We start from the raw sequence: 25,659 nt of genomic DNA on the forward strand, positions 1-25,659 counted from the left end.
TAGCGCCGGGCCATGCCCGGCGGGTACCGCCCGGGGCCGCGCGCAGCGTCGATCGCGTCGCGCGCTCGCCGGGCATGGCCCGGTGCTACCGCCGCCCTTCCACCGCCAAGCGCACCGCCAGCCCGGCCAGGACCGTGCCCATCAGCCAGCGCTGTGCCGCCTGCCAGCTTGGGCGCCCGGCGAGAAATGCCGCGATGCTGCCGGCCAGCACCACGATCACCGCGTTCACGCTCAGGCTCACCACGATCTGGGTAGCACCCAGGACCAGCGACTGCATCAGCACGCTGCCGTGTCCGTCCGGATGCAGGAACTGCGGCAGCAGGGACAGGTACATCACCGCGATCTTCGGGTTCAGCAGATTGGTCAGAAAGCCCATCGCAAACAATCTGCGTGGGCTGTCCGGCGGCAGGTCGCGCACCGCGAACGGCGAGCGGCCACCGGGTTTGAGCGCCTGCCAGGCCAGGTACAGCAGGTACAACGCCCCCCCGATGCGCAGCGCGTCGTAGGCGAACGGCACCGTCATCAGCAGGGCGGTGATGCCCAGCGCCGCGCACAGCATGTAGAACACGAAACCCAGCACCACCCCACCCAGCGAGACCAGGCCGGCGCGGCGGCCCTGGCAGATCGAGCGCGAGACCAGGTAGATCATGTTCGGTCCGGGCGTGAGCACCATGCCCAGCGAGATGAGGGCGAACGCCAGCAGATCGGAGGGCGCGGGCATGGGCAGTCCTGGCAGTGGGCGTGGCGCAGTGTAGCGCTGCCTGTACGGGGCCTGGCTTAACATTGCCGCACCCCACACCGAAGCCCTACCCATGACCCCGATCCCTGAAACCGTGCCACCGATCGAAGTGCGCATGGCCGAAATCGTCTTTCCCAACCATACCAACCATATGGGCACGCTGTTTGGTGGCCAGGCGCTGGCGTGGATGGACAAGGCCGCCTTCCTCGCCGCCGCCCGCTACTCGCGCCGCACCGTGGTGACCGCGCGCAGCGACCAGGTCGACTTCAAGCTGCCGATCCGCATCGGCCAGATGGTGGAAACGATCGGCCGCATCGTCGAGGTCGGCCGCAGCTCGATGAAGGTCGAGGTGGAACTGATTGCCGAAGACCTGCACAGCGGCGAGCGCAGGCTCTGCACCCGCGGCCACTTCGTGATGATCGCGCTGGACGAGGCGGGCCAGCCGATCGCGGTGCCGCCGCTGCCGGCGCCCTGAGACGGCGCTTGTGGGGGCGCCGTGCTGCCCCCATCTGGTCGGCATGACCCCGCCGCTGACCGACTTCATCGACCGCGCCCAGCGCCTGTTCGTGCTGACCGGCGCTGGCTGCAGCACGGCCTCGGGAATCCCCGATTACCGGGATACCGATGGCCAATGGAAACGCACGCCGCCGGTCACCTACCAGGCATTCATGGGCGAGGCCGCCACCCGCCAGCGCTACTGGGCACGCAGCCTGCTGGGCTGGCCGCGCTTCGGCCTGGCCCAGCCCAACGGCACCCACCAGGCGCTGGCCGCGCTGGAGAAGCAAGGCAAGGTGCAGTTGCTGCTGACCCAGAACGTGGATGGCCTGCACCAGCGCGCCGGCAGCCAGAACGTGATCGACCTGCATGGGCGGCTGGACCTGGTGCGCTGCATGGGCTGCGAGCGCCGCAGCGGTCGCCAGGCGTTCCAGCAGCGCCTGCTGGACGCCAATCCCGGCTGGGACACGCTCGAGGCCGGCATCGCCCCCGACGGCGACGCTGATCTGGAGACCGATTTTTCCTCCTTCGTGGTGCCCGACTGTCCGTCCTGTGGCGGCCTGCTGAAGCCGGACGTGGTGTTCTTCGGCGAGAACGTGCCGCGTGAACGCGTGGCGACAGTGCATGAGCACCTGCAGCAGGCCGATGCCGTGCTGGTGGTGGGGTCCTCGCTGATGGTCTATTCCGGCTTCCGTTTCGTGCAGGCCGCAGCAAAGGCCGGATTGCCGGTGGCTGCCGTGAACCGTGGCCGCACCCGTGCCGACGACCTGCTGCAGTTCAAGGACGAGCGCGATTGCGCTGAAGCGCTGGCCGGGTTCGTCATCGGGTAGCGCCAGGCCATGCCCGGCGAGCATGCAGCGCCACCGCGAAACAGCGATCCATCCACATGGTTGATTCGCCGCCCTTGCAGCGGTGCAATACGCACCCCCCTCTGCCCGTCCCTGCACCCCTCGTGAGCCAGCTGTTCTCGCCGATCACCTTCGGCCGCCTGACCCTGTCCAACCGCATCGTCATCGCGCCGATGTGCCAGTATTCCGCCGAAGACGGGCGCGCCAGCGATTGGCATGCCATGCATCTGGGCAACCTGGCGCAATCCGGTGCCGGCCTGCTGATCCTGGAAGCGACGGCGGTTGAGCCGCGTGGACGCATCAGCTGGGCCGACCTCGGCCTGTGGGATGACGGTACCGAAGCTGCGCTGGCACACGTGCTGGCCAGCGTGCGGCGCTGGTCGCCGATGCCGCTGGGCATCCAGCTGGGCCATGCCGGCCGCAAGGCCTCGGTACAGCGTCCCTGGGACGGCGGTGGCCAGCTGCCGGCCGATGATGCACGTGGCTGGACCACGGTGGCGCCGTCAGCGCTGCCGTTCCATGCTGCCGATCCCGCGCCGCAGGAACTGGATGAGGCGGGCATCGCGGGAATCGTTGCTGCCTTCGCCGCCAGCGCGGTGCGCGCCGAACGCCTGGGCTTCGAACTGATCGAAGTGCATGCCGCGCACGGCTATCTGCTGCACCAGTTCCTGTCACCGCTGAGCAACCGGCGCACCGATGGCTACGGGGGGTCGCTGCCCAATCGCCTGCGCCTGCTGGTAGAGGTATTCGATGCCGTGCGCGCGGCAGTGTCCGACAAGGTGGCCGTCGGCGTGCGCATCTCCGCCAGCGACTGGGTCGACGGTGGCTGGGATCTGCTGCAGAGCGAAGCGCTGTCCCAGGTGCTGGACGCGCGTGGCTGCGATTTCCTGCACGTCTCCAGCGGCGGCCTGGATGAGCGCCAGAAGATCAGCGTCGGGCCGGGCTACCAGGTGCCGTTCGCGGCCGCGATCAAGGCCAAGGTGCGCATGCCGGTCATCGCGGTGGGGATGATCACCGAACCGGAGCAGGCCGAATCGATCCTGCGTCATCGCCACGCCGATGCCATCGCCCTGGCCCGCGGCATCCTCTACGACCCGCGCTGGCCCTGGCACGCGGCAGCCGCGCTGGGCGACAGCGTGGTGCCGGCTGCGCAGTACCTGCGCTGCGAGCCGCGTGAGGCACGCGGCGTGTTCACCCCGCGCTGAAGGTCATGCCCGCCAGGCCGGCGGCAGGCCGGCCTGCAGGTGATCGAACAGCGCACGGATCCTGGCGGTGAAGTCGCGGCGGTCGCTGACGCAGAAATAGACCTCCATCGGTTCCGGGCGCCATGCGCTGTCCGCGCCGAACACCGCCTGCAACCGGCCATCGCGCAGAAAGGGATCGGCCACGAAGGCCGCCAGCCGGGTGATGCCGGCACCGGCCGCGGCCAGTTCGGCCAGCGCGTCGATGTCATCGCACACCATGCCGGGCGGCAGCGGCGCATCCGCGCGCTGGTCGCCCTTGCGCAGGCCCCAGCGCAGAGGCCGCCCATCGGTGGGGAAACGATGCAGCACACCCCGATGGCCGCGCAGATCGGACGGCTCCTGTGGCCAGCCATGCGCCTGCAGGTAGGCAGGCGAGGCGCAGAAGACGAAGGGAATGCGTGCCAGCGGCCGCGCCACGACGCCGTCCTCCAGCTGCGCATCGATGCGGATGCTGGCATCGACCGCCTCCGGACCATGCTGCACGGCCCGGTCGGACAGCCGCAGTTCCAGCTGCAGCTGCGGATAGCGTTGCTGCAGTGAAGGCAGCAGGGGCGCCAGCACGTGGCGGCCGAACGCGCGGCTGCTGGCGATGCGCAATGGCCCGGCCGGCTCGATGTCACCGCTGGTGACCAGGGCCTGCGCCCGCGCCAGATCGGTTTCGATGTGGCGCACCTGCGCCAGGTACAGCGCACCGGCCTCGCTCAGCGCCAGCTGGCGCGTGCTGCGGTTCAGCAGGCGCACGCCCAGGTGTGCCTCCAGGCGATGGATGTTCTGGCCGACGGCGGTGGCGCTGATGCCAAGGCTGCGGGCCGCAGCGGCAATACTGCCGGTGTCTGCGGTGCGGGTGAAGCTGCGGATCAGCTGCAACAGGTTCATGACCCGCCAGCGTGCCACGAAAGACGGCCACGATCACCTGGAACTGTCCGAAGTGGTTCGTTGCATCGGTGACAATGGATCACGCGGGCGGGGTGCTGCCCTACACTTGCAGGATGCGACCCGATTCCATCCTCACCCTGTCCTGCCCCGACCGTACCGGCATCGTCTACCGCGTGTCGGGCCTGTTGTTCGATCATGGCTGCAACATCCTCGACGCCCAGCAGTTCGGCGACGAGGAAAGCGGCCGGTTCTTCCTGCGCGTGCATTTCGACCGCGACGCCAGCCTGCCCCTGGACACGGTACATGCGTCCATGGCGGCACTGGCCCGCGAGTTCGGCATGGACTGGCAGCTGCAGGACGGTCGGCGTCGTGCGCGCCTGCTGGTGCTGGTCAGCAAGCAGGGCCACTGCCTGAATGACCTGCTGTTCCGTGCGCACAGCGGGCAGCTGAAAGTGGATATCGCGGCAGTGGTGTCCAACCATGCCGATTTCGCACCGCTGGCTGCGTCCTACGGCGTGCCGTTCCACCATCTGCCGGTGAACGCGGATACGCGTGCGGTGCAGGAGCAGCAGATCATCGATCTGGTCGAACACGAGCGTATCGACCTGGTGGTGCTGGCGCGCTACATGCAGATTCTTTCACCCACCCTGTGCCGCGCGCTGGCCGGCCGGGCGATCAACATCCATCACAGCTTCCTGCCCAGCTTCAAGGGCGCGCAGCCCTATCACCAGGCGCACGCGCGCGGGGTAAAGATCATCGGCGCCACCGCGCACTATGTCACCGAGGATCTGGACGAAGGTCCGATCATCGAACAGGACGTGGCCCGGGTCGATCATGCGATGACGCCGCGCGACCTGGTACGCCTGGGCAGCGATACCGAATCGCAGGTGCTGGCGCGTGCCGTGCGCCGCCATGTGGAGCACCGCATCCTGCTCAACGGGCACCGCACGGTGGTGTTCCGCTGATACCTGCCCGGCCGGACGTGCGTCAGAGGATCCCAATCCCCGCAGTGCCCAGTGCTTCGCGCACCATCCCGTCGTTGGCCTCGGTCACCGGCCGGGTCAGGTCCCAGAGGAATTTCACCCTGAAGCCGGACGTGGCTGCGTCCTGCGCGCTCCACAGCACGCAGTAGTCGCGGGCCAGGCCACAGACGTGCACCTCGTCGATGCCGCGCTCATGCAGCCAGCCGGCCAGGCCGGTGGCGGGGCGCCCGCCATCGGGGCCGTGGTTCTCGCGGAAGGCGCTGTAGGAATCCACCTGCTGGCGGGTGCCCTTGCGCAGGATCAGGTCGGCCATGTTCCAGTCCACCTGCGGATGCAGGGCGGCACCGGCGCTGCCCTGCACGCAGTGGTCCGGCCACAGGGTCTGCGGTTGCGCATGCAGCAGGATCGTTTCGAACGGACGATGGCCGGGGTGCTGGCTGGCGAACGAAGCATGGTCCGCGGGATGCCAGTCCTGGGTGGCCACTACGGTGCGGTAGCGGCGCTGCGCCAGCAGCTGCGCGATCGGCGCGACCAGCGCATCGCCACGGTCGCAGGCCAGCGCGCCACCGGGCATGAAGTCCGGCTGCAGATCGATCACCAGCAGGGCGACAGTGGCGGGCAGGGTGGGCATGGACGTTCCAGCGCGGCGGGAGAGGCGACCAGCGTGGCCGCCCCCTCGCCACACGTCAATCGCCCTGCGGCGTTTCGTTGTCCTGGCCGTAATACAGCAGCCCGATCCGGATCCGCTCGCGGCCGGTCTCCCGGCGGTGCCGGTTGGCATCGCGCAGCGAGTACACGCAGCCACAGTACTCCTGCTGGTAGAACCGCTCGCGCTTGCTGATCTCGATCATGCGGCTGGCACCACCGCCCTTGCGCCAGTTGTAATCCCAGTACTGCAGGCCCTCGTAGCGCGCCGCGGCGCGGATGCCGCAGTCATTGATCTGCGCCATGTTCTTCCAGCGCGAGATGCCCAGCGACGAGCTGATGGTGTCGTAGCCGTGCTCATGCGCGTACAGCGCCGTGCGCTCGAAGCGCATGTCGAAGCACATCGTGCAGCGGATGCCGCGCTCGGGTTCGTTCTCCATGCCGCGCGCGCGGCTGAACCAGTTGTCGGTGTCGTAGTCGCAGTCGATGAAGGGGACGCCATGCTGCTCGGCGAAGCGGATGTTCTCCTGCTTGCGGAGCTCGTATTCCTTCACCGGATGGATGTTGGGGTTGTAGAAGAAGATCGCGTAGTCGATCCCGGAGGCGGTGATCGCCTCCATCACTTCGCCGGAGCAGGGCGCACAGCACGAATGCAGCAGGAGGCGCTTGCCGTCGGCGGGCAGGGACAGGGTGGGGCGTTGGAGCTCGGTCATCATCAGGTACCGCACGGACCGCCGGCAACGGCGGCGGCCCGTGCATCGGGGTGGAGAGACAGGTCAGGCGACGCGGGCGTCGGCGTGCTCGGCACGCAGTTCCACTGCGGCGGCAACCAGTGCCTGCAGGGCAGCGCGGGTTTCCGGCCAGCCACGGGTCTTCAGCCCGCAGTCCGGGTTGACCCACAGCTGCTCCGGCTTCAGCACGGCCAGCGCCTTGCGCAGCAGGTCCACCATCTCCGCCTTGTCCGGCACGCGGGGGGAGTGGATGTCATACACGCCCGGGCCGATCTCATTGGGATAGTTGAACTTCACGAAGGCATCCAGCAGTTCCATGCGCGAGCGTGAGGTCTCGATCGAGATCACGTCCGCGTCCATCGCTGCGACCGAGTGGATGATGTCGTTGAACTCCGAATAGCACATGTGGGTGTGGATCTGGGTGGCATCGCGCACGCCGCTGGTACTGATGCGGAACGATTCCACCGCCCAGTCCAGGTAGGCGCGCCAGTGGGCGCGGCGCAACGGCAACCCCTCGCGGATGGCCGGCTCGTCCACCTGGATCACGCCGATGCCGGCTGCTTCCAGGTCCTGCACTTCGTCCCGCAGCGCCAGCGCGATCTGCCGGCAGGTCACATCGCGTTCCTGGTCGTCGCGCACGAACGACCACTGCAGTACCGTCACCGGACCGGTCAGCATCCCCTTCATCGGCTTGTCGGTGAGCGATTGCGCGTAACTGGACCAGCGCACCGTCATCGGCTGCGGGCGGCTGACGTCGCCGAAGATCACCGGTGGCTTGACGCAGCGCGAGCCATAGCTCTGCACCCAGCCGTTGCCGGTGAAGGCGAAGCCTTCCAGCTGCTCGCCGAAGTACTCGACCATGTCGTTGCGCTCGAACTCGCCGTGGACCAGCACGTCCAGGCCCAGCGCTTCCTGCACGCGTACCGCATGCGCGGTCTGCTGTTCCAGGAAGGCCTCGTACTCGGCCAGGCCCAGCTTGCCGGACTTGTGCCGGGCGCGTGCCTCGCGCACCTCCAGCGTCTGCGGGAAGGAACCGATCGTGGTGGTGGGCAGCAGCGGCAGCTGCAGCGCCGCATGCTGCGCGGCGCGGCGCTGCGGGTAGGCGGTGTGCCGCTGCGCATCGGCCACGGTCAGCGCGGCCAGGCGTGCGGCCACGGCCGGGTTGTGCACGCGTGGCGAGCGACGACGCCCCTCCAGCGCAGCGCGATTGGCAGCCAGGCCCGCTTCCGCATCCGCCCTGCCATCGAGCGCGTCGGCCAGCAGGCGCAGTTCCTGCAGCTTCTGCCGGGAGAACGCCAGCCAGCCCTTCAGTTCGTCATCAAGCTTCTTTTCCAGCGCAAGATCCACGGGCGTGTGCAGCAGGGAACAGGACGGTGCCAGCCAGAGCCGGTCGGCGCCGCGGTCCACCTGGGCAAACCGGGCCAGGATCAGTGCGTTGTCCAGATGGGTGCGCCAGATGTTGCGGCCGTTGACCAGGCCGGCCGACAGCACGCGCTCGGCCGGCAGCGCCTTCAACACGGCGTCCAGCTGCTCCGGCGCGCGCACCAGGTCCACGTGCAGTCCGTCCACCGGCAGGCCGGTGGCCAACGCCAGGTTGTCCTCGAGCGCACCGAAATAGGTCGCGACCAGCAGTTTCGGACGCCGTGCCGTGGCCAACCGGGCATAGGCGCGCTCATAGGCTGCCTGCGCATCGGCGTCGAGATCCTGCACCAGCAGCGGCTCATCCAGCTGCACCCAGTCGGCACCGGCGTCGGCCAGCTGGCCGAGCAGCTGCACATAGGCCGGCAGCAGCGCATCCAGCAGGTCCAGCGCGGCGCTGCCGTCGGTGGTCTTGGACAGCAGCAGGAAGCTCACCGGCCCCAGCAGCACCGGACGGGTGTGGATGCCCAGCGCCCTGGCCTCATTGAACTCGGCCAGCGGCTTGTCACCGCGCAGGGCGAAGGCCTGGCCCGCGTGCAGTTCCGGCACCAGATAGTGATAGTTGGTGTCGAACCACTTGGTCATCTCCAGCGCGCGCAGGTCGATGCCATCGCGCTGCAGGCCACGGGCCGTGGCGAAGTAGGCGGCCAGTGGATCGTGCGCGGCCAGTTCGCGGTAGCGTTCGGGAATGGCATCGAACAGCCATGCGGTGTCGAGCACCTGGTCGTACAGGCTGAAGTCGTTGCTCGGCGGTACATCGACGCCGGCCTCGATCTGCAGCTGCCAGTGCCGGGCACGCAGCGCCGCGGCGGTGGCCTGCAGGGTGGCGGCGTCGTCCTCGCCGGCCCAGTGGCGTTCGAGCGCCCGCTTCAGTTCGCGCTTGGCGCCGATGCGGGGAAAGCCCAGGTTGGTAACAGTGGTCATTGCAGCGTGTCCTCATTGCATGTCGGCATTGAGGAACGAAGGAACCGCAGGACGACGCGTGCCGTTGCCGGCCCACGGGCGTCTTGCCAGCGACCTTCGCCCCCGCGGGCGAACCGGATGCCGTGAAAAGGACGCACGTGGCCGCGCACCCTGCAGGCGCAGGACGACGACGGCCCCGGCAACCTCCCCGCGGAGATTCCAGGTCGAGTCAGGGGACGGTCGTGTCCCCCGGCCGGGGCCGGTATTCGGGCTGTTGGACGCGGGCCGCAGCCCACCTACTACCTGCCGCTTCCCAGGCGCGAGCCCAGTGCTGTTGGCAGGATTCGTTTCCATTCACCGCTGCGGGGCAGCTCCGGAATGGGCGCGCGAAGCGCCTTCACCGGATTCCCGTTTAAATTCATCCCTTCATTCGCATGAAGAGATGAATACCTTCGGCGTGCACAAGGTAGGCCGGTTGGCAGCAATGGTCAAGGCCTGGCATCACACCACCGGGATGTGGCGCCTTTCTCAGGCAGTGAGAGGCCGGCTTGCGATACTGGCAACCGATGGACGGGAGGTGACGTGTGGCGGCGAAGTACTGCGATCTGGTCATGAAAGGTGGCATCACCAGCGGCATCGTGTACCCCAATGCGGTACTGGCGCTGGCGCGCGAGTATCGCTTCAAGAGCATCGGTGGCACCTCGGCAGGCGCCATCGCCGCCGCGGTGGCTGCGGCGGCGGCCTATGGTGATCGCCGCCAGCAGGCGGGCGAGCCGCTGCCCGGCGATGCCGGGTACGGTGGATTGTCGGCGGTGTCGGCGCAGCTGTCGCGGCGCGGGTTCATCTACGGTCTGTTCCAGCCGGCGCGCGGCGCGCGTGCAGCCTATCGGCTGCTGGTGGTGCTGACCGGCAATGCAGGCTGGCCCCGCAAGCTGCTGTGCCTGGCCATCGCCGTGTTCCAGATCGCGCCGCTGGAAGTGCTGGTGTCGCTGGCATTGCTGCTCGCGCTGGGCGCGTGGGGCGGCGGCTGGAGTGGAGTGGCGGCAACATTGCTGCCGTCCCTGCTGTGCGCCTACGGCGCTGGCGTGGCCGGGGCCGCGCTGCGGGTCGCGCGGGTGGCACGACGCAATCTGCTGGGCCTGTGCAGCGGCCTCGGCAGCGACGCGCGCCGGCCGGCGCTGACGGAATGGCTGCACGGCTGCCTGCAGCAGCTGTCAGGCAAGCCGGCCGATGTGCCGCTCACCTTTGCCGACCTGCACGATGCGCCGCGCTATGCCGACGAGCCGGACAGCCCGCATGCCATCACCCTGCAGATGATCACCACCTGCGTATCGCACAACGAACCCCGCACGCTGCCGCTGGGCGGCGCGCAGTTCTGGTTCCTGCGCGAAGAGTTCGACCAGCTGTTTCCGGCCAGCGTGGTGCAGTGGCTGGTCAACCATGCGGGTCCGCCGCTGGGCGTGGATGGACGACTCTATTACCGCCTGCCGCAGGGGCCGCAGCTGCCGGTTCTGGTGGCAACGCGGATGAGCCTGAGTTTCCCGTTGCTGATCAGCGCAGTGCCGCTGCATGAGCCCTCGCGCCGCGAGCGCCGCTGCGAGCCTGGAGCGACCGCCTCCGATCCGGAACACAACGTGGCCGACAGCATGGAGGGGCTGACCAGTGCCGGCCAGGCCTGCGGCCCGGTGATCACCGCCTTCCGGATCTGCTGGTTCTCCGATGGGGGCATCAGCAGCAACTTCCCGATCCATCTGTTCGACGCGGCGCTTCCGCGCTGGCCGACCTTCGCCATCAACCTGGTCTATCCACAGCATGCGGAGGAGGTCAGCTCCGGCGGCAATGCACGGCAGGCGCTGGAGCGATCGGTGTTCCTGCCCAGCGAAAACCGTCATGGCTGGCAACGCACCTACCAGTCCATCGCCGCGCCGGTGGCGGCCGGCGAGCTTGGCCGTTTCCTGTTCGCGGTGGTGGCAACCATGCAGAACTGGCGCGACCTGCTGCAGGCGCGTGCTCCGGGCTATCGCGACCGCATCGTGCACGTGACCCTGCAGGGTGATGAGGGCGGCATGAACCTGGACATGCCGCAGGAGGTGCTGACCCGCATCGCCGACAAGGGCAGCCTGGCCGGTGCGCGCTTCTGCGCGTTCTCCTTCGAGAATCACTACTGGATCCGCTGGCGCAACCTGGCCTCGGCCTACCAGCGTTACACGCTGGAGGTGGCGCGTACCGACGATCCCGCGCAGCAGGTGCTGGCCTATCGGGCGGCGTACACGATGGTGGCTGCCGGCGTGCCGTCGCCACCGTCGTACAAGCTGGGCTCGGAGGACAAGCGGCTGGCGTCACAGCAGTTGTGGGGGCTGATGGTGGAGCAGGGCCGCAGCTGGGAGGATCTTGGCCCGGACCTCACCGACGGCGCACCACGGCCGCTGCCGCAGATGAAGGTGACGCCGATCTACTGACCGCTGCCGCAGCCGATTGAACTGTTCCGGCGGGTGCCGACCTTGTCTGGTGGGTGCCGACCTTGGTCGGCACGATCTGATCCCTGCGGTGGCTCATCGCCAGGGTTCGTGTCGACCAAGGTCGACACCCACCAGGGCAATGCGTCGTTCTGACAGCTTGCGGAGATCTGTCGAAGGCGGGGTGGGTCCGGTTGCGGGGGCGTGAGCGCCATGGATGGCGCGACCGAGGCTACATGGACGTACTTGCGCCGTCCCCCGCAACCGGCCCCGCCCCGCCATCCCACGGGATGCCAGCTTTTGCCGTTGCCGTTGCTTCGGCCTGTGCAGGTGCAGGGCGCAGCCCTGCCGAACCAACCCTATCGCCCCGGCAGCTGCGCGAACGCGCGCTGCATGCAGTCCTCGCGCGGGCACACCCGGCAACCCGGGCCGATCGACACCGAATTGCCGGGGCTCTGCACATCCAGCCCCAGCGAATACACCAGCCGCTCGGCATGCTGCAGGTCGCAGCCTAGCGCCACTGCGAAAGTCTTGCGTGGTTGGCCGTGACCAACCGGGCCGCTGCTGACCTGCCGGGCCAGCCAGAAGTGGCGCCGCCCATCGGGCATGCGCGCGGTCTGGGTCAGGATGCGGCCGGGCTGGTTGAACGCCTCGTAGACGATCCACAGCGGGCATGAGCCACCCACCTGCGAGAAGTGGAAGTCGGTGGCCGAGTGACGCTTGGAGACGTTGCCGGCGCGGTCCACACGGATGAAGAAGAACGGCAGGCCGGGCGCGCTGCGGCGGGCCAGCGTGCTCAGCCGGTGGCAGACTGCTTCGAAGCCGACACCGAACTGGTGCGCCAGCAGCTCGATGTCGTAGCTGCTGGCTTCGGCCGCACGCAGGAAGCGCAGGTAGGGCATTACCAGGGCCCCGGCGAAATAGTTCGACAGGCCGATGCGCGCCTGCGCGATGCGCGCCTCGTCGCTGAATCCGGCGCGGGCAATCACCGCATCGATCTGCGGCAGGTAGCCATGCAGTGCCAGTTCGGCGGCCATCTGGAAGGCCTGCTGGCCCGGCTCCAGGTAGTCCGGCAGCCACAGCCGGCGGGCACCGGCATCGTAGTGGCGCTTCTCGCGCCCGGCCTGCAAGGCAGTCACTTCCACCAGCACGCCGTGGCGATCGGCCAGCAACTGGCGCAGGCGCGGGGCGACGTGCCCCGGCGACAGTCCCCATTCGGCAAACAACCGCTCGGCCAGCTCATCCAGCTCCGGGATGTGGTTGTGCATGCGGTTGAAGAACTCGCGCACCTGGTCGCCCGCCGGCAGGGTGCTGCCGGCACCGGGTTCGCCCAGCTGGAACTCCAGTGCGGCGGCATGTTCCCGCAACGCCAGGTGGCGGCGATGCAGGTCCAGCAGCGCCCGGCTCACCTGCGGCAGGTTGCCGGCCAGTGCCCGCAGCTCGGTGGCACTGACGTCGGCCAGCCCCAGGTCCCGCAGGGTTTCGGCCAATGATTCCTGCAATGCCGCGGGTTCATCCTCGTCGAACAGGGCGGAAACGTCGCCCAACACCTCCCCCAGCTTCTTCTGCACGGCGGGCGTCAACGGGCGCTTGTTGCGCTCGATCTGGTTCAGGTAGCTGGCAGACAGGCCCAGGGCGCGGGCCAGGTCGATCTGGCTGTAGCCGCGCTGCTCGCGCAGGCGCAGCAGGCGCAGGCCCAGCTGGCGCTGTGAAGACGGCAGATTCACAGAATTAACAGGAATCGTGAGGGGTGTTGGCCAGATTAAGCGGATTCAGGCCGGAAATCGAGGCGGCGGCTGTGAATAATGCCAAGCATCTTTCGCACCCCTGGATGTCGTCATGACTGTTGCAGCGCCCCGTATCCGCATGCTGATCGATGGCCAGTTCGTCGAATCGGCGACCTCCCACTGGCAGGACGTGATCAACCCGGCCACCCAGGACGTGCTGGCCCAGGTCCCGTTCGCCACCACCGCTGAAGTGGACGCTGCCGTGGCCGCCGCCAAGGAAGCGTTCAAGACCTGGCGCAAGACCCCGATCGGCACCCGTGCGCGCATCTTCCTGAAGTACCAGCAGCTGATCCGCGAGAACATGAGCGAGCTGGCGCACATCCTCACTGCCGAACAGGGCAAGACCCTGCCGGATGCCGAAGGCGATGTGTTCCGCGGGCTGGAAGTGGTCGAGCACGCCGCCGCCATCGGCAACCTGCAGCTGGGCGAGCTGGCCAACAACGTGGCCAATGGCGTGGATACCTACACGATCATGCAGCCGCTGGGCGTGTGCGCCGGCATCACCCCGTTCAACTTCCCGGCGATGATTCCGCTGTGGATGTTCCCGATGGCCATCGCCACCGGCAACACCTTCATTCTCAAGCCGTCCGAGCAGGACCCGATGGTCACCATGCGCCTGGTTGAACTGGCGCTGGAAGCCGGCATTCCGAAGGGCGTGCTGAATGTGGTCCACGGTGGCGAGGAAGTGGTCAACGCGATCTGCGACCACCCGGACATCAAGGCGGTCTCCTTCGTGGGTTCCACCCGCGTGGGTACCCACGTGTACAACCGTGCGTCGCTGGCCGGCAAGCGCGTGCAGTGCATGATGGGCGCCAAGAACCACGCCGTGGTGCTGCCGGATGCCAACAAGGAGCAGACCCTCAATGCGATGGTCGGTGCCGCCTTCGGTGCCGCCGGCCAGCGCTGCATGGCGGCCTCTACGCTGGTGCTGGTGGGTGAAGCGCGCGGCTGGGTGCAGGATCTGGTGGCCAAGGCCAAGACCCTGAAGGTCAGCGGTGGCACCGTGTCCGGTACCGATGTCGGCCCGGTGATTTCCTGCAGCGCGCGCGAGCGCGTGGAAGGCCTGATCGCCTCGGGCGTGGAGCAGGGCGCGCAGCTGGTGCTCGATGGCCGCAATCCGCAGGTCGATGGCTTCGAGAAGGGCAACTTCGTCGGCCCGACCATCTTTGCCGGTGTCACCACCGACATGCGCATCTACCAGGAAGAAATCTTCGGGCCAGTGCTGGTGATCCTGGAAGCGGAAACGCTGGAAGACGCCATCGCGATGGTCAACAGCAACCCGAACGGCAACGGCACCGCACTGTTCACCCAGTCCGGCGCGGCCGCACGCAGGTTCCAGGAAGACATCGACGTCGGCCAGGTCGGCATCAACGTGCCGATCCCGGTGCCGGTGCCGCTGTTCTCCTTCACCGGTTCGCGCGCCTCCAAGCTGGGTGACCTGGGCCCGTACGGCAAGCAGGTGGTGCTGTTCTATACCCAGACCAAGACCGTCACCGCGCGCTGGTTCGATGACGAGACGCTGAGCCACGGCGTCAACACCACGATCAGCCTGAAGTAACGGCAGGAGCAGCCATGAGCCACTCGATGACGACGGAACTGGAAGAAGCGCAGCAGGCCTACCGCGAGGCCGCCCGCGACTTCGCACTGGCCGAACTGGCGCCGCACGCCGCGCGATGGGATGCGGAGGGCATCTTTCCGCGCGAGGCGATCGCCAAGGCCGGTGAACTGGGCTTCTGCGGGCTGTACATGGACCCGGAAGTGGGCGGCAGCGGCCTGAGCCGGCTGGACGCCGCCGTCGTCATCGAGGAGCTCGCCAGTGTCGACCCCTCGACGGCGGCCTACATCAGCATCCACAACATGGCCTCGTGGATGGTGTCCAAGTGGGGTCAGCCGGCACTGCGCGACGCGTGGGGCAACGATCTGGCGGCGGGCATCAAGCTGGCCTCGTACTGCCTGACCGAACCGGGCGCCGGTTCCGATGCCGCCTCGCTGAAAACCACCGCCGTGCGCGATGGCGACCACTTCGTGCTGAACGGCGCCAAGGCCTTCATCTCCGGCGCCGGCGCCACCGAACTGCTGGTGGTGATGGCGCGCACCGGCGGTACCGGTGCCGGCGGCGTCAGCGCCATCGCGGTGCCGTCGGACCTGCCGGGCATCAGCTTCGGCCGCAAGGAAGAGAAGATGGGCTGGAACAGCCAGCCCACCCGTGGCATCACCTTCGAGAACGTCCGCGTGCCGGTCAGCCACCTTCTGGGAGAGGAAGGCGGTGGCTTCAAGCTGGCGATGAAGGGACTCGATGGCGGCCGCATCAACATCGCCGCCTGTTCGCTGGGTGCCGCGCAGGGCGCGCTGGATGCCGCACGCCGCTACATGGGCGAGCGTCGCCAGTTCGGCAAGGCGCTGGCCGAGTTCCAGGCACTGCAGTTCAAGCTGGCCGACATGGTCACCCAGCTGGTGGCCGCCCGGCAGATGGTGCATACCGCCGCGCGCAAGCTCGATGCCGGCGCCAGCGACGCCAACGTGTGGTGCGCAATGGCCAAGCGCTTCGCCACCGATGCCGGTTTCACTGTCTGCAACGAAGCGCTGCAGATCCACGGCGGCTACGGCTACATCCGCGAATACCCGATCGAACGCCTGCTGCGTGACTGCCGCGTGCACCAGATCCTGGAAGGCACCAACGAGATCATGCGGGTGATCGTTGCCCGTCACCTGCTCAACACCGAAGAGGAACTGCGATGAAGGATTGGCGTACCCGGGAGCACGTGGGCCTGAAGGTCGAGGCCGATGGCCACACCGCCGTGGTCACCCTGCACAACCCGCCGGCGCATACCTGGACCGTGCACAGCCTGTCCGCGCTGCGCGACCTGGTGGCTGCGCTCAATGCGGACCGCGACATCTACGCGCTGGTGATCACCGGTGATGGCGAGAAGTTCTTCTCCGCCGGCGCAGATCTGAACCAGTTCGCCTCCGGCGACAAGGCCGCCGCGCGCGAAGCCGCACGCCGCTTCGGCGAAGCCTTCGAGGCGCTGTCCGGCTTCCGCGGCGTGTCGATCGCCGCAATCAACGGCTATGCGATGGGCGGCGGGCTGGAATGCGCGATGGCCTGCGACCTGCGCATCATCGAAGACCACGCCCAGGTCGCGCTGCCGGAGGCCACCGTCGGCCTGCTGCCGTGCGCCGGTGGTACCCAGAACCTGCCACGGCTGGTGGGCGAGGGCTGGGCCAAGCGCATGATCCTGCTGGGCGAGCGCATCAATGCCGAGACCGCGCTGCGCATCGGCCTGGCCGAGGAGAAGGTCGGCAAGGGCGAGTCCAAGGCGCTGGCGCTGGAATGGGCGAAGAAGGCCGGCAAGCAGAGCCCGACCAGCATCGCGGCCTGCAAGACGCTGGTGCAGTCCACCCGCACCGGTACCCACGCCTCGGCGCTGGTGGCCGAACGCGAGGCCTTCGTCGATCTGTTCGATACCGCCGACCAGGTCGAGGGCGTGAACGCCTTCCTGGAAAAGCGCGCCGCGCAGTGGAAGAACGCATGACCACGGTCGCCGACGAAGCGCCGGTCCTGTTCGAAGAGCGCGTGGCCGGCAATGGCGCGCGCATCGGCATCGCCACGCTGAACGCGCCGCGCACGCTCAATGGCTTCTCGCTGCCGATGGCGCACCTGCTGCTGAAGCAGCTCAATGCCTGGGCCGACGACGACGGCATCGCGATGGTGGTGCTGCAGGGCGCCGGTGAAAAGGCGTTCTGCGCCGGCGGTGACCTGCACAGCCTGTACCAGAGCATGCGTGCATTCCGCGAGGCCGGCCGCAGCGATATCCGCGACAACGACTACGCGGCCGAGTTCTTCGACGTCGAGTACCGCGTGGATTACCTCATCCACACCTATGCCAAGCCGATCCTGTGCTGGGGCCATGGCATCGTCATGGGAGGGGGCATCGGCCTGATGTCCGGTGCCAGCCACCGCGTGGTCAGCGAGCGCTCCAAGCTCGCGTTCCCGGAGATCACCGTCGGTCTGTTCCCGGACGTGGGTGGCAGCTGGCTGCTGCCGCGCGTGCCGGGCAAGGGTGGCCTGTTCCTGGCCTTGACCGGTGCACTGCTCAACCCGGGCGATGCGATCTATGCCGGCCTGGCCGACGTGCACGTGGCCGAAGCGCGCCGCAGCGATGTGTTCGATGCACTGCTGCAGGTGGCCTGGTCGCGCGACGCCGCGAGCAACCACGAGCGCCTGGGTCACCTGCTGCAATCGTATGCCAGCGATGCCGCGACCGGTCCGCTGCTGGCCAACGCGGCGAAGGTCGACGCACTGTGCGACGGCGATGACCTCGATGCCATCGTCGAAGGCATCGCCCACCTGCAGACCGAGGATGCCTGGCTGCAGGCCGCCCAGAAGACCCTCGCGGCCGGCGCGCCCGGTTCGGCGCGGCTGGCGTTCGAGCTGCAGCGCCGCAGTGCGGGCCAGGATCTGGCTGCGGTCTACCGCCTGGAATACATCGTCGCCCTGCACTGCGCTGCCCACGGCGATTTCGCCGAAGGCATCCGTGCGCTGCTGATCGACAAGGACCGCACGCCGTCGTGGAACCCGGCCACGCTGGCCGAAGCCAGCGCCCTGTGGGCCGATACGTTCTTCGCTTCGCCCTGGGCCGATGCCGCGCATCCGCTGGCCGACCTGGGTACCCCTGCCGCTGAAAGGAGCCTGGCATGAGCCGCATTGCATTCATTGGGTTGGGCAACATGGGTGGCCCGATGGCCGCCAATCTGGTCAAGAACGGCCACACCGTGCGCGTGTTCGATCTGGTGCCGGCCGCCGTGCAGGCCGCCGTCGACGCCGGTGCCGGTGCCGCGTCGTCAGCACGTGACACCCTGGCCGACGCCGAGGTGGTGATCTCGATGCTGCCGGCCAGTCGCCACGTCGAAGGCCTGTACCTCGGCGATGACGGCATTCTCGCCGCGATTCCGGCCGGCGCGCTGGTCATCGATTGCAGCACGATCGCTCCGGCCAGCGCCCGCAAGGTGTCCGAAGCGGCGGCCGCACGCGGCCTGCAGATGATCGATGCGCCGGTTTCCGGCGGCACGGCCGGTGCCCAGGCCGGCACCCTCACCTTCATCGTCGGTGGTGAGGAGGATGCACTGGAGCGTGCGCGCCCGGTGCTGCAGGCGATGGGCAGGAACATCTTCCACGTTGGCGCCAGTGGTGCCGGCCAGGTGGCCAAGCTGTGCAACAACATGGCGCTGGGCGTGATCATGGCCGTCACCGGCGAGGCCATCGCACTGGGCGTGGCGCACGGTCTGGACCCGAAGGTGCTGTCGCAGATGATGGCGGTGAGCACCGGCCGCAGCTGGGCCACCGAAGTGTGCAATCCGTGGCCGGGCGTGCTGGAGAATGCGCCAGCCTCGCGTGGCTACAGCGGCGGCTTCGGCAGCGACCTCATGCTCAAGGACATGGGCCTGGCAGTGGAAGCGGCGATGAGTGTCGGCGCCTCGATCCCGCTGGGTGAAGTGGCCCGCAACCTGTATTCGATGAATCATCAGGCCGGGCGCGGCAAGCTGGATTTCTCCAGCGTCGTACAGCTCATCACCAGCGAGAAGTAAGCGAATGCGTCCCCGGCCGCGTGCCGGGGCCCACCCGGGGTGGGATGGGCGGATGCCTGGTTTCGACCGGCATCCGCCCATTTTTTTGCGCTTGGAGCCCCGGGGTCAGATCCCTTTCGCAACGCGAAAGGGATCTGACCCCATTTAGCTGCTGGGGTCAGAGCCCTTTGCCGTTGCAAAGGGATCCGACCCCGCCCCCATCAGGCAACGATCAGCGTCACGTCGATGTTGCCGCGGGTGGCATTCGAGTACGGGCACACGATGTGCGCCTTCTGCACAAGCGCTTCAACCTGCTCGCGCGGCACGCCCGGCACGTTGATGGTCAGCTCGGCCTCGATGCCGAAGCCGGTCGGGATCTGGCCGATGCCCACCTTGCCGGTCACGGTGGTGTCGGCCGGCAGCGCGACCTTGGCCTGGCCGGCCACGAACTTCAGCGCGCCCAGGAAGCAGGCCGAGTAGCCGGCGGCGAACAGCTGCTCCGGGTTGGTACCCGGGCCGCCCGCGCCGCCCAGCTCGCGCGGGGTCGACAGCTGGATGTCGAGCACGTTGTCGGAGGAGACGGAACGGCCTTCGCGGCCGCCGGTGGAGGTCGCCTGGGCGGTGTACAGAACCTTTTCGATGGACATCGGGATGCTCCTGGTCAGTGGGTGGTAGTGCGTTGGAGCCTACTTTGCCCGCTTTCCAAGGACGATGGGTGACAGACCGTCTGAAAAATTTGACCGATCGTCCTGCCTGTCTAGATCGTCCATTCCCGATCGGTGGTGAACATGATCGTCAGCCACCGGTCCGGCGAGGCTTCGCCCAGTGCATCGCCGATCTCGTCACGCAGTTGGTCCCACTCCCGCAGGGGCCGCGGCGGATCATCGGCCGGGACCACGAAGAACAGCTCGATCTGCTCGCCACGTCCCACCTGCGCCACATAGCTGCGGTGTTCGACGAAGCCATGCCTGGCGACGATCGTGCGCGCCACGGCGTCCACGTGGGCCTGCAGCTCCGGTGGGGTCACCAGCAGGATGCCGGCCAATGCCCGCCGCACCGTGCCCAGCGGCGCGATCATCACCAGTACGCAGACGAAGGCGAGGATGGCCGGGTCGATGTACGGCCCGATCCAGTCCCACGCAGTGCCACGCACCAGCGCGCCGCCCAGGAAGGCGACCAGATAACAGGCCGACATGCTGGCCGCGATCATCCAGTTCTTCGCGTCCAGCGCGATGAACTCCGAACCGATGCGGCGGTTGGCGCGCAGCACGAACACGCCCAGCGCTGCCTCGGCCAGCAGGGACAGCGCGGCGAAGATCATCGCCGGCCCCAGCGCGATGTGGCGGCCGCCGGACATCAGCGCGTCCACGGCATTGACCAGTGCATACAGCGCCGCACCGATCATCAGCGTGCCGCTCACGCCCAGCACGATCGGTTCCAGGTGCCAGAAGCCCATTGTGAAGCGCTGGTTGAGGCGCGACTGCAGCGCATCGGTATTGGTCGACAGCGCGATCAGGCGCGCGACCAGCAGCGACAGCCAGGTCATCACCACATCGATCAGCCCGTAGATGCCATCGAAGATGATGAGCGAGGAATTGGCCAGCAGGCCGAACACCACCGCAGTCAGCGCCAGCAGCAGTGCGCCGGCGATCGACAGGCGCAGCACGCCCTGCTCGGTGGTGGGGTCGAAGAAGTGCGGGCGGTCGTTGGCCATGACCTGATTGTAGAGCGGAGCCATGCGCTGTCCGGTGCGCGGATTCGCCGCGGCGAGGGTCTGGTACGTACCGTCGGGTCCTGACCCGCGGGTGGATAGGGCGGGCGCTGCGGGCGAATCCGCCGATCGGCTGATCTCCGGTGCCATTCAGCAGCCCGGTGTAAACTATTGATCTCACTGGCAATGCCAGTCTCCACGATCAACGCCCCGATGACGTCCGCCACCGCCCGTTACGCCGATTCCCTGCGCCTGTCCGTCGCCCCGATGATGGACTGGACGGACCGCCATTGCCGCGTGTTCCACCGCGTGCTGGCTCCCGGGGCGCGGCTGTACACGGAGATGGTGCACGCCAACGCGGTCATCCATGGTGACCGCGAGCGCCTGCTCGGCTTCGACCGCAGCGAACAGCCGCTGGCCCTGCAGCTGGGTGGCAGCGATCCGGCCCTGCTGGCGCAGGCCGCGCGCATCGCCGCGGACTGGGGCTACGACGAGGTCAACCTCAACTGCGGCTGCCCGTCCGATCGCGTGCAGGCGGGCCGCTTCGGCGCGTGCCTGATGCGCGAGCCGGTGCTGGTGGCCGAATGCGTGGCCGCGATGGTCGATGCGGTCGACATCCCGGTGACCGTGAAGTGCCGTCTGGGCGTGGATGAGGACAACGAGTACGAGGCGTTCGCCAGCTTCGTCGATCGCCAGGTCGCTGCCGGTGCAGCGATGGTGGTGGTGCACGCGCGCAATGCCTGGCTGAAGGGCCTGTCGCCCAAGGAGAACCGTGAGGTTCCGCCGCTGAAGTACGACTGGGCCTACCGCCTGAAGCAGGAGCGGCCCGCACTGCCGGTGGTGCTCAACGGTGGCCTGGCCAGCATCGAAGCCGTGCAGGCCCAGGCCGGCCATGTCGATGGCGTGATGCTGGGCCGGGCCGCGTACCACGATCCCTATCTGCTGCATCAGCTGGAAGCGCTGCACACCGGTACGCCGCTGCGGTCGCGCGCGGACCTGCTGCGCGCGCTGCGCCCGTATGTCGAGGCCCGTCTGGGCGAGGGCATGGCCCTGAAGCACATCACCCGTCACCTGCTCGGCCTGTTCCATGGGCAGCCCGGTGGGCGCGCGTTCCGCCAGGTATTGAGCGAGGGTGCGCACCGTCCAGGCGCCGACTGGACATTGGTCGAACAGGCCCTTGCCGTCACCGAGCGCGACGCTGACCGTGCCGCTGCGTGACGTCCGTCACATTCCTGACTTGACAACGCCGGCCGATTCGTCCCGAATGTTCACTTAGATGAACAAACCTGCGGTTCGCCCGGAAAAGTTCAGATCGGATTCACTGCCCCAAACCAAGAATTTGCAAAGGAATTGTAAAGACCGGGTCCCGCACCCGGTTCCGGGATTTACGACTTTTGAACGAATCGCCGTGCTCGGCTAGGATCGCATCGATGTCTTCCGCTCCCCTCCATTGCCGCATTGCCCTGGCCACCTGCGTGGTGCTGGCGGCTGCGCCGCTGTCGTCGGCAATGGCACAGCAGCCCCCGCGTGCGGAACACGGCCGGGCGGAGATGATGGAGCGGAGCGAGCGGGGTGGCCGTGGCGACGAGCGCTCGCTGTCCGATGCCGTGCGCCGCGTGCAGCGCACCACCGGTGGCCACATCCTGGGCGCCGAACGGGTGCCGTTCGATGGTCGTGACATCAACCGGGTCAAGTACATGGACGACCGGGGCCGGGTCCGCTACATGGACGACCCCGCCCCGTCGCGTTCACAGCCGCGCACGCCGCGGTCGGATATGTCTTCACTACGCGGCGATAACCCCTGAACAGGGATAGTTGTCGCTATCAACCCGTACCCCACTGGCCTCCGGGCCACACCCAGGACACTAGGGAGAGTTCATGCGTATCCTTCTGGTCGAAGACGAAGCCCCGCTGCGTGAGACCCTGGCAGCCCGGCTCAAGCGCGAAGGCTTTGCCGTCGATGCTGCGCAGGACGGCGAGGAAGGCCTCTACATGGGGCGCGAAGTCCCGTTCGACGTCGGCATCATCGACCTCGGCCTGCCCAAGATGTCGGGCATGGAGCTGATCAAGGCGCTGCGTGACGAGGGCAAGAAGTTCCCGGTGCTGATCCTGACCGCGCGGTCGAGCTGGCAGGACAAGGTCGAGGGCCTGAAGCAGGGCGCCGACGATTACCTGGTCAAGCCGTTCCACGTCGAAGAGCTGCTGGCCCGCGTCAACGCGCTGCTGCGCCGCGCCGCCGGCTGGAGCAAGCCGACCCTGGAATGCGGCCCGGTCGCCTTGGATCTCGCCGCGCAGACGGTCAGCGTCTCCGGCAGCAATGTCGACCTGACCAGCTACGAGTACAAGGTGCTGGAGTACCTGATGATGCATGCCGGTGAACTGGTCTCCAAGGCCGACCTCACCGAGCACATCTACCAGCAGGACTTCGACCGCGACTCGAACGTGCTGGAAGTGTTCATCGGCCGCCTGCGCAAGAAGCTGGACCCGGACGGTGAACTGAAGCCGATCGAGACCGTGCGCGGCCGCGGCTACCGTTTCGCGATCCCGCGCAACGAGGGCTGAGCCGGCTCACCCTGGCGATTGCACGATGTCCGGCCGTCTGTGGTTCTTCCGACGCTGGCGGCCGCGCTCCCTGCAGGCGCGCCAGCTGTTCGCCGCGTCCGTGGGTCTGGTCGCGTTCCTGGCCCTGGCCGGTTACGCGCTCGACGCCGCCTTCGCCGATACGGCGAAGGCCAACCTGCGTGAGCGCCTGAAGAACTACGCCACCGCCTATGCGGCCGGCATCGACTTCACCCGCGATCGTTCGCTGTACATCCGCGAGCAGCCACCGGACCCGCGCTTCGACGTGCCCGGCAGCGGTCTCTACCTGCAGGTGGTGATGCCGGACGGCAAGGGCAATTCAATGTCGGCCGAAGGCCCGATGCTGCCCACCGTCGGCGGCGGCCTGCTTGCGCCACGCCAGGAGGTATTCGAAGGCCCGCTGCCGATGATCCAGATCGACGGCAGCCAGGGTTCGGTGTACCGCTACGGCCTGGGCCTGGTGTGGGACGCCGATGCCGATCCCGCCACCGAGTTCCCGTACACCATCTACGTGATGGAAGACTCGCGCGCGCTCGGTGCGCAGCTGCGGGTGTTCCGCAGCCGTGTCTGGTTCTACCTGGGTGGCATCGGCCTGATCCTGCTGCTGCTGCAGACCGTCATCCTGCAGTGGAGCCTGCGTCCGCTGCGTCGCGTGATCACCGAGCTGACCAAGGTGCAGCGCGGCGAGACCGAGCGCATGAGCGAGCGCCACCCACGCGAGCTGGAACCGCTGACCGACAGCATCAATGCCTTCATCGAAAGTGAGCGCGAGAACCTCGAACGCCAGCGCAACACGCTGGCGGATCTTGCGCACAGCCTGAAAACGCCGATCGCGGTGCTGCGCACGCAGATGGACAGCGGTGCCGGTGATGGCGCGCTGCGCGAAGAGCTGGACGTGCAGCTGCAACGCATGAACAACCTGGTGTCCTATCAGCTGGCGCGCGCTGCGTCGTCGGGCCACAAGCTGTTCTCCGCACCGTTGCCGATCGAGTCCAACGCCGAAGAGATCGTGCGGGGCCTGGAAAAGGTCTATGCGGCCAAGGGCGTGCTGTGCGAGTTCGACATCGATCCGGCCGCGCGCTTCCATGGCGAGCCGGGTGACCTGCAGGAACTGCTGGGCAATCTGCTGGAAAACGCCTTCAAGTGGGCCAAGCGCCGTGTCCTGCTGACCGCGCAGCCCCTGCCGGCACCGAATGCACGCCGCGCCGGCCTGCTGCTGGCCGTGGACGACGACGGCCCGGGCATCGCGCCGGAGGATATCGGCAAGGTGCTGCAGCGTGGCGTACGTGGCGACGAACGCGTGCAGGGCCACGGCATCGGCCTGTCGATCGTGCAGGACCTGATCAAGGATTACCGCGGCGAACTGGCGGTCGGCCGTTCCAGCGAACTGGAAGGCGCCCGCTTCGAAGTGCGTCTGCCGCCGGGCCCGTAGGGCGGGCCTGCTTCGATCCACCGGTCAACGCGAATGCAGGCAGCGCCGGGCCACGCCCGGCGAACCTATGACATGGCTCAGCCACCCCGCGCCGGCGGTTCACCATAGAAGCGCCGCAGATGCGCGGCGACATCGGGCAGCGCTTCGGCAAGCACGTCCGGAGCGGAGAAGTGGTACTCGCTGGCGACCGCGAAGAACTCCTCCGGTGCTTCGGCGGCATACGGGTCGATCAGCGTCTCCTGGCCGGCATCCACCTGCGCGCAGAACGCATCGTAGGACTGCTGGAAGACAGCAGCCCACTCACGTTGCCACGCACGCGGCAGCGGCGGTGTGCCGTCCATCGCGCCGTCAAGCGCATCGAGCTTGTGCACCATCTCGTGCACGGCCACGCAGTAGCCCTCGTGCGGTGCGGCCAGATCGGCCTGCACGTCGGCCCAGGACAGGATCAACGGCCCGCTGTCCCACGATTCGCCGATCAGCTCGTCGTCCCATTCGTGCAGCACGCCCGCCGCATCCATGTGGCTGCGATGCACGCGGAATGCGTCGGGGTACACGATCAGCTGCGACCAGCCCTGCAGCCCCACCTCGCCGAACTCGAGCAGTGGCAGGCAGCACAGGGCCGCCAGCAGCACGCCGTCGGCGGCCTGCAGCTGCAGGTTGCCGATCGGGGTGATGGTCTTCTCATGCAGGAAGCGCGCCGCCAGCGTGCGCAGCCGGGCGCGTCGTTCGTCGGAAAGCCCCTGCAGCCATGCCGCACGGCGGCAGGCCTCATCCCAGTATGCGTCTTCGATCGGCCGCGGTGCGGGCCGCAGCCACTGCAGCAACGACTTGATCAGCGGAACATTCCCGGCAGGTAGCTGTGCCACTTCGGCGCACGCAGCCGCTGCAGCATGTCCTCATCGCTGCCGCCACCGCCGGTGCTGGTGGCGCTGCTGGCCGCCGGGCGTGCCGGAGCAGGCTTGGCCGTGGTGGTCGATGCCGTCGGTGCGCGCTGCGAGGCGGCATCGCCGTTGGAGGACACACAGGCGCCGCGGCTGTCATCCAGTGCTGCTGTGGCCGACGCCGCGAAGGGCATCGTCAGCAGGATCAGGCAATGGGCATAACGGCGCATTGACGACATCCACGTTAAGGGAAGGTGAGTTCCCGATTCTAGCCCGAACCCGGCACCGGATTGGAAGCCCACCGCCGGCCTCGTGGCGGGCGTCGCTGGCGGCTTTCCCGCATAATTCCGTCCTGACTTCGTGG

General features: G+C 67.8%; 24 protein-coding genes and 1 riboswitch. Of the genes, 14 read left to right on the top strand and 10 right to left on the bottom strand.

All coding sequences use genetic code 11. The annotated features are described in order from the left end of the window. Positions 1-85 precede the first annotated feature (85 nt). Complete coding sequence (locus IMX13_RS03300; protein ID WP_193395743.1) at positions 86-721, bottom strand: LysE family translocator; 636 nt, start codon at positions 719-721, stop codon at positions 86-88. A gap of 91 nt (positions 722-812) precedes the next feature. Between IMX13_RS03300 and IMX13_RS03305 the strand changes: the two genes are divergently transcribed. From IMX13_RS03305 to IMX13_RS03315, 3 genes are all read left to right on the top strand, one after another. Beyond that, complete coding sequence (locus IMX13_RS03305; RefSeq protein WP_053518579.1) at positions 813-1,214, top strand: acyl-CoA thioesterase; 402 nt, start codon at positions 813-815, stop codon at positions 1,212-1,214. Positions 1,215-1,257: 43 nt separating this feature from the next. Continuing rightward, positions 1,258-2,064, top strand: a complete 807-nt coding sequence (locus tag IMX13_RS03310; protein ID WP_193395744.1) for an NAD-dependent protein deacetylase — start codon at positions 1,258-1,260, stop codon at positions 2,062-2,064. Between the two features lie 122 nt (positions 2,065-2,186). Continuing rightward, positions 2,187-3,287, top strand: a complete 1,101-nt coding sequence (locus IMX13_RS03315) for an NADH:flavin oxidoreductase/NADH oxidase (protein ID WP_080375304.1) — start codon at positions 2,187-2,189, stop codon at positions 3,285-3,287. A gap of 3 nt (positions 3,288-3,290) precedes the next feature. Here IMX13_RS03315 and IMX13_RS03320 read toward each other — a convergent pair whose 3' ends face one another. Further along, positions 3,291-4,202, bottom strand: a complete 912-nt coding sequence (locus IMX13_RS03320; protein ID WP_111186534.1) for a LysR family transcriptional regulator — start codon at positions 4,200-4,202, stop codon at positions 3,291-3,293. Positions 4,203-4,315: 113 nt separating this feature from the next. On the opposite strand from IMX13_RS03320, the gene purU reads away from it, so the two are divergent. Next, entirely contained in the window at positions 4,316-5,167 is an 852-nt protein-coding gene (gene purU / locus IMX13_RS03325; protein ID WP_053518573.1) for a formyltetrahydrofolate deformylase, read from the top strand. A gap of 22 nt (positions 5,168-5,189) precedes the next feature. On the opposite strand, the gene pncA is transcribed toward purU, so the two are convergent. From pncA to metE, 3 genes are all read right to left on the bottom strand, one after another. Then, positions 5,190-5,816 carry a bifunctional nicotinamidase/pyrazinamidase gene (gene pncA, locus IMX13_RS03330; RefSeq protein ID WP_065174191.1) on the bottom strand — a complete coding sequence of 209 codons (627 nt, stop codon included), beginning with the start codon at positions 5,814-5,816 and terminating at the stop codon, positions 5,190-5,192. A 55-nt stretch (positions 5,817-5,871) separates the two neighbouring features. Beyond that, complete coding sequence (locus tag IMX13_RS03335) at positions 5,872-6,543, bottom strand: epoxyqueuosine reductase QueH (RefSeq protein WP_053518569.1); 672 nt, start codon at positions 6,541-6,543, stop codon at positions 5,872-5,874. Between the two features lie 63 nt (positions 6,544-6,606). After that, positions 6,607-8,904, bottom strand: a complete 2,298-nt coding sequence (gene metE, locus IMX13_RS03340; protein WP_128987913.1) for a 5-methyltetrahydropteroyltriglutamate--homocysteine S-methyltransferase — start codon at positions 8,902-8,904, stop codon at positions 6,607-6,609. 218 nt (positions 8,905-9,122) lie between these two features. Next, positions 9,123-9,352: riboswitch (cobalamin riboswitch) on the bottom strand. Positions 9,353-9,494: 142 nt separating this feature from the next. On the opposite strand from metE, the gene IMX13_RS03345 reads away from it, so the two are divergent. Beyond that, positions 9,495-11,342 carry a patatin-like phospholipase family protein gene (locus tag IMX13_RS03345; protein ID WP_164972340.1) on the top strand — a complete coding sequence of 616 codons (1,848 nt, stop codon included), beginning with the start codon at positions 9,495-9,497 and terminating at the stop codon, positions 11,340-11,342. Between the two features lie 356 nt (positions 11,343-11,698). Here the strand turns inward: IMX13_RS03345 and IMX13_RS03350 are convergent, their stop codons facing one another. Beyond that, positions 11,699-13,066, bottom strand: a complete 1,368-nt coding sequence (locus IMX13_RS03350) for a short-chain fatty acyl-CoA regulator family protein (protein WP_053520141.1) — start codon at positions 13,064-13,066, stop codon at positions 11,699-11,701. Between the two features lie 112 nt (positions 13,067-13,178). On the opposite strand from IMX13_RS03350, the gene IMX13_RS03355 reads away from it, so the two are divergent. The 5 genes from IMX13_RS03355 to mmsB are packed head-to-tail and all read left to right on the top strand — an operon-like array spanning position 13,179 to position 18,712. Then, positions 13,179-14,684, top strand: coding sequence for a CoA-acylating methylmalonate-semialdehyde dehydrogenase (locus IMX13_RS03355; protein ID WP_053520140.1), 1,506 nt, complete (start codon positions 13,179-13,181; stop codon positions 14,682-14,684). A 14-nt stretch (positions 14,685-14,698) separates the two neighbouring features. After that, a complete protein-coding gene (locus IMX13_RS03360; protein ID WP_193395745.1) occupies positions 14,699-15,865 on the top strand; it encodes an acyl-CoA dehydrogenase family protein in 1,167 nt (388 codons plus the stop codon). Further along, a complete protein-coding gene (locus tag IMX13_RS03365) occupies positions 15,862-16,659 on the top strand; it encodes an enoyl-CoA hydratase (protein ID WP_193395746.1) in 798 nt (265 codons plus the stop codon). Before IMX13_RS03360 ends, IMX13_RS03365 begins: the two co-directional genes overlap by 4 nt. Further along, complete coding sequence (locus IMX13_RS03370; protein ID WP_065174195.1) at positions 16,656-17,825, top strand: enoyl-CoA hydratase/isomerase family protein; 1,170 nt, start codon at positions 16,656-16,658, stop codon at positions 17,823-17,825. Before IMX13_RS03365 ends, IMX13_RS03370 begins: the two co-directional genes overlap by 4 nt. After that, entirely contained in the window at positions 17,822-18,712 is an 891-nt protein-coding gene (gene mmsB, locus IMX13_RS03375; RefSeq protein WP_065174196.1) for a 3-hydroxyisobutyrate dehydrogenase, read from the top strand. The genes IMX13_RS03370 and mmsB overlap by 4 nt, the downstream gene beginning before the upstream one ends. A gap of 200 nt (positions 18,713-18,912) precedes the next feature. Here the strand turns inward: mmsB and IMX13_RS03380 are convergent, their stop codons facing one another. Together IMX13_RS03380 and IMX13_RS03385 are read right to left on the bottom strand one after the other, a co-directional pair. Beyond that, positions 18,913-19,338, bottom strand: a complete 426-nt coding sequence (locus tag IMX13_RS03380) for an organic hydroperoxide resistance protein (protein ID WP_049464150.1) — start codon at positions 19,336-19,338, stop codon at positions 18,913-18,915. A 110-nt stretch (positions 19,339-19,448) separates the two neighbouring features. Next, on the bottom strand, positions 19,449-20,429 hold the full coding sequence (locus IMX13_RS03385; RefSeq protein WP_193395747.1) for a cation transporter: 981 nt from the start codon (positions 20,427-20,429) through the stop codon (positions 19,449-19,451). A 159-nt stretch (positions 20,430-20,588) separates the two neighbouring features. On the opposite strand from IMX13_RS03385, the gene dusA reads away from it, so the two are divergent. From dusA to IMX13_RS03405, 4 genes are all read left to right on the top strand, one after another. Further along, positions 20,589-21,620 (top strand): tRNA dihydrouridine(20/20a) synthase DusA, encoded by a 1,032-nt coding sequence (dusA, locus tag IMX13_RS03390; RefSeq protein WP_193395748.1) that lies wholly within the window; start codon positions 20,589-20,591, stop codon positions 21,618-21,620. Positions 21,621-21,832: 212 nt separating this feature from the next. Further along, complete coding sequence (locus IMX13_RS03395; RefSeq protein WP_053520383.1) at positions 21,833-22,207, top strand: hypothetical protein; 375 nt, start codon at positions 21,833-21,835, stop codon at positions 22,205-22,207. Positions 22,208-22,280: 73 nt separating this feature from the next. After that, complete coding sequence (locus IMX13_RS03400; protein WP_053520384.1) at positions 22,281-22,964, top strand: response regulator transcription factor; 684 nt, start codon at positions 22,281-22,283, stop codon at positions 22,962-22,964. Positions 22,965-22,989: 25 nt separating this feature from the next. After that, on the top strand, positions 22,990-24,414 hold the full coding sequence (locus IMX13_RS03405; RefSeq protein WP_128987909.1) for a sensor histidine kinase: 1,425 nt from the start codon (positions 22,990-22,992) through the stop codon (positions 24,412-24,414). 77 nt (positions 24,415-24,491) lie between these two features. Here the strand turns inward: IMX13_RS03405 and IMX13_RS03410 are convergent, their stop codons facing one another. Both IMX13_RS03410 and IMX13_RS03415 read right to left on the bottom strand, forming a co-directional pair. Next, entirely contained in the window at positions 24,492-25,280 is a 789-nt protein-coding gene (locus IMX13_RS03410) for a M90 family metallopeptidase (protein ID WP_193395749.1), read from the bottom strand. Next, positions 25,247-25,525 carry a hypothetical protein gene (locus IMX13_RS03415; protein WP_053520154.1) on the bottom strand — a complete coding sequence of 93 codons (279 nt, stop codon included), beginning with the start codon at positions 25,523-25,525 and terminating at the stop codon, positions 25,247-25,249. The genes IMX13_RS03410 and IMX13_RS03415 overlap by 34 nt, the downstream gene beginning before the upstream one ends. Between the last annotated feature and the right edge of the window lie 134 nt (positions 25,526-25,659).

The sequence above is a fragment of the Stenotrophomonas sp. B2 genome, assembly GCF_014947095.1.
GTDB classification, from domain to species: Bacteria; Pseudomonadota; Gammaproteobacteria; order Xanthomonadales; family Xanthomonadaceae; genus Stenotrophomonas; species Stenotrophomonas maltophilia_P.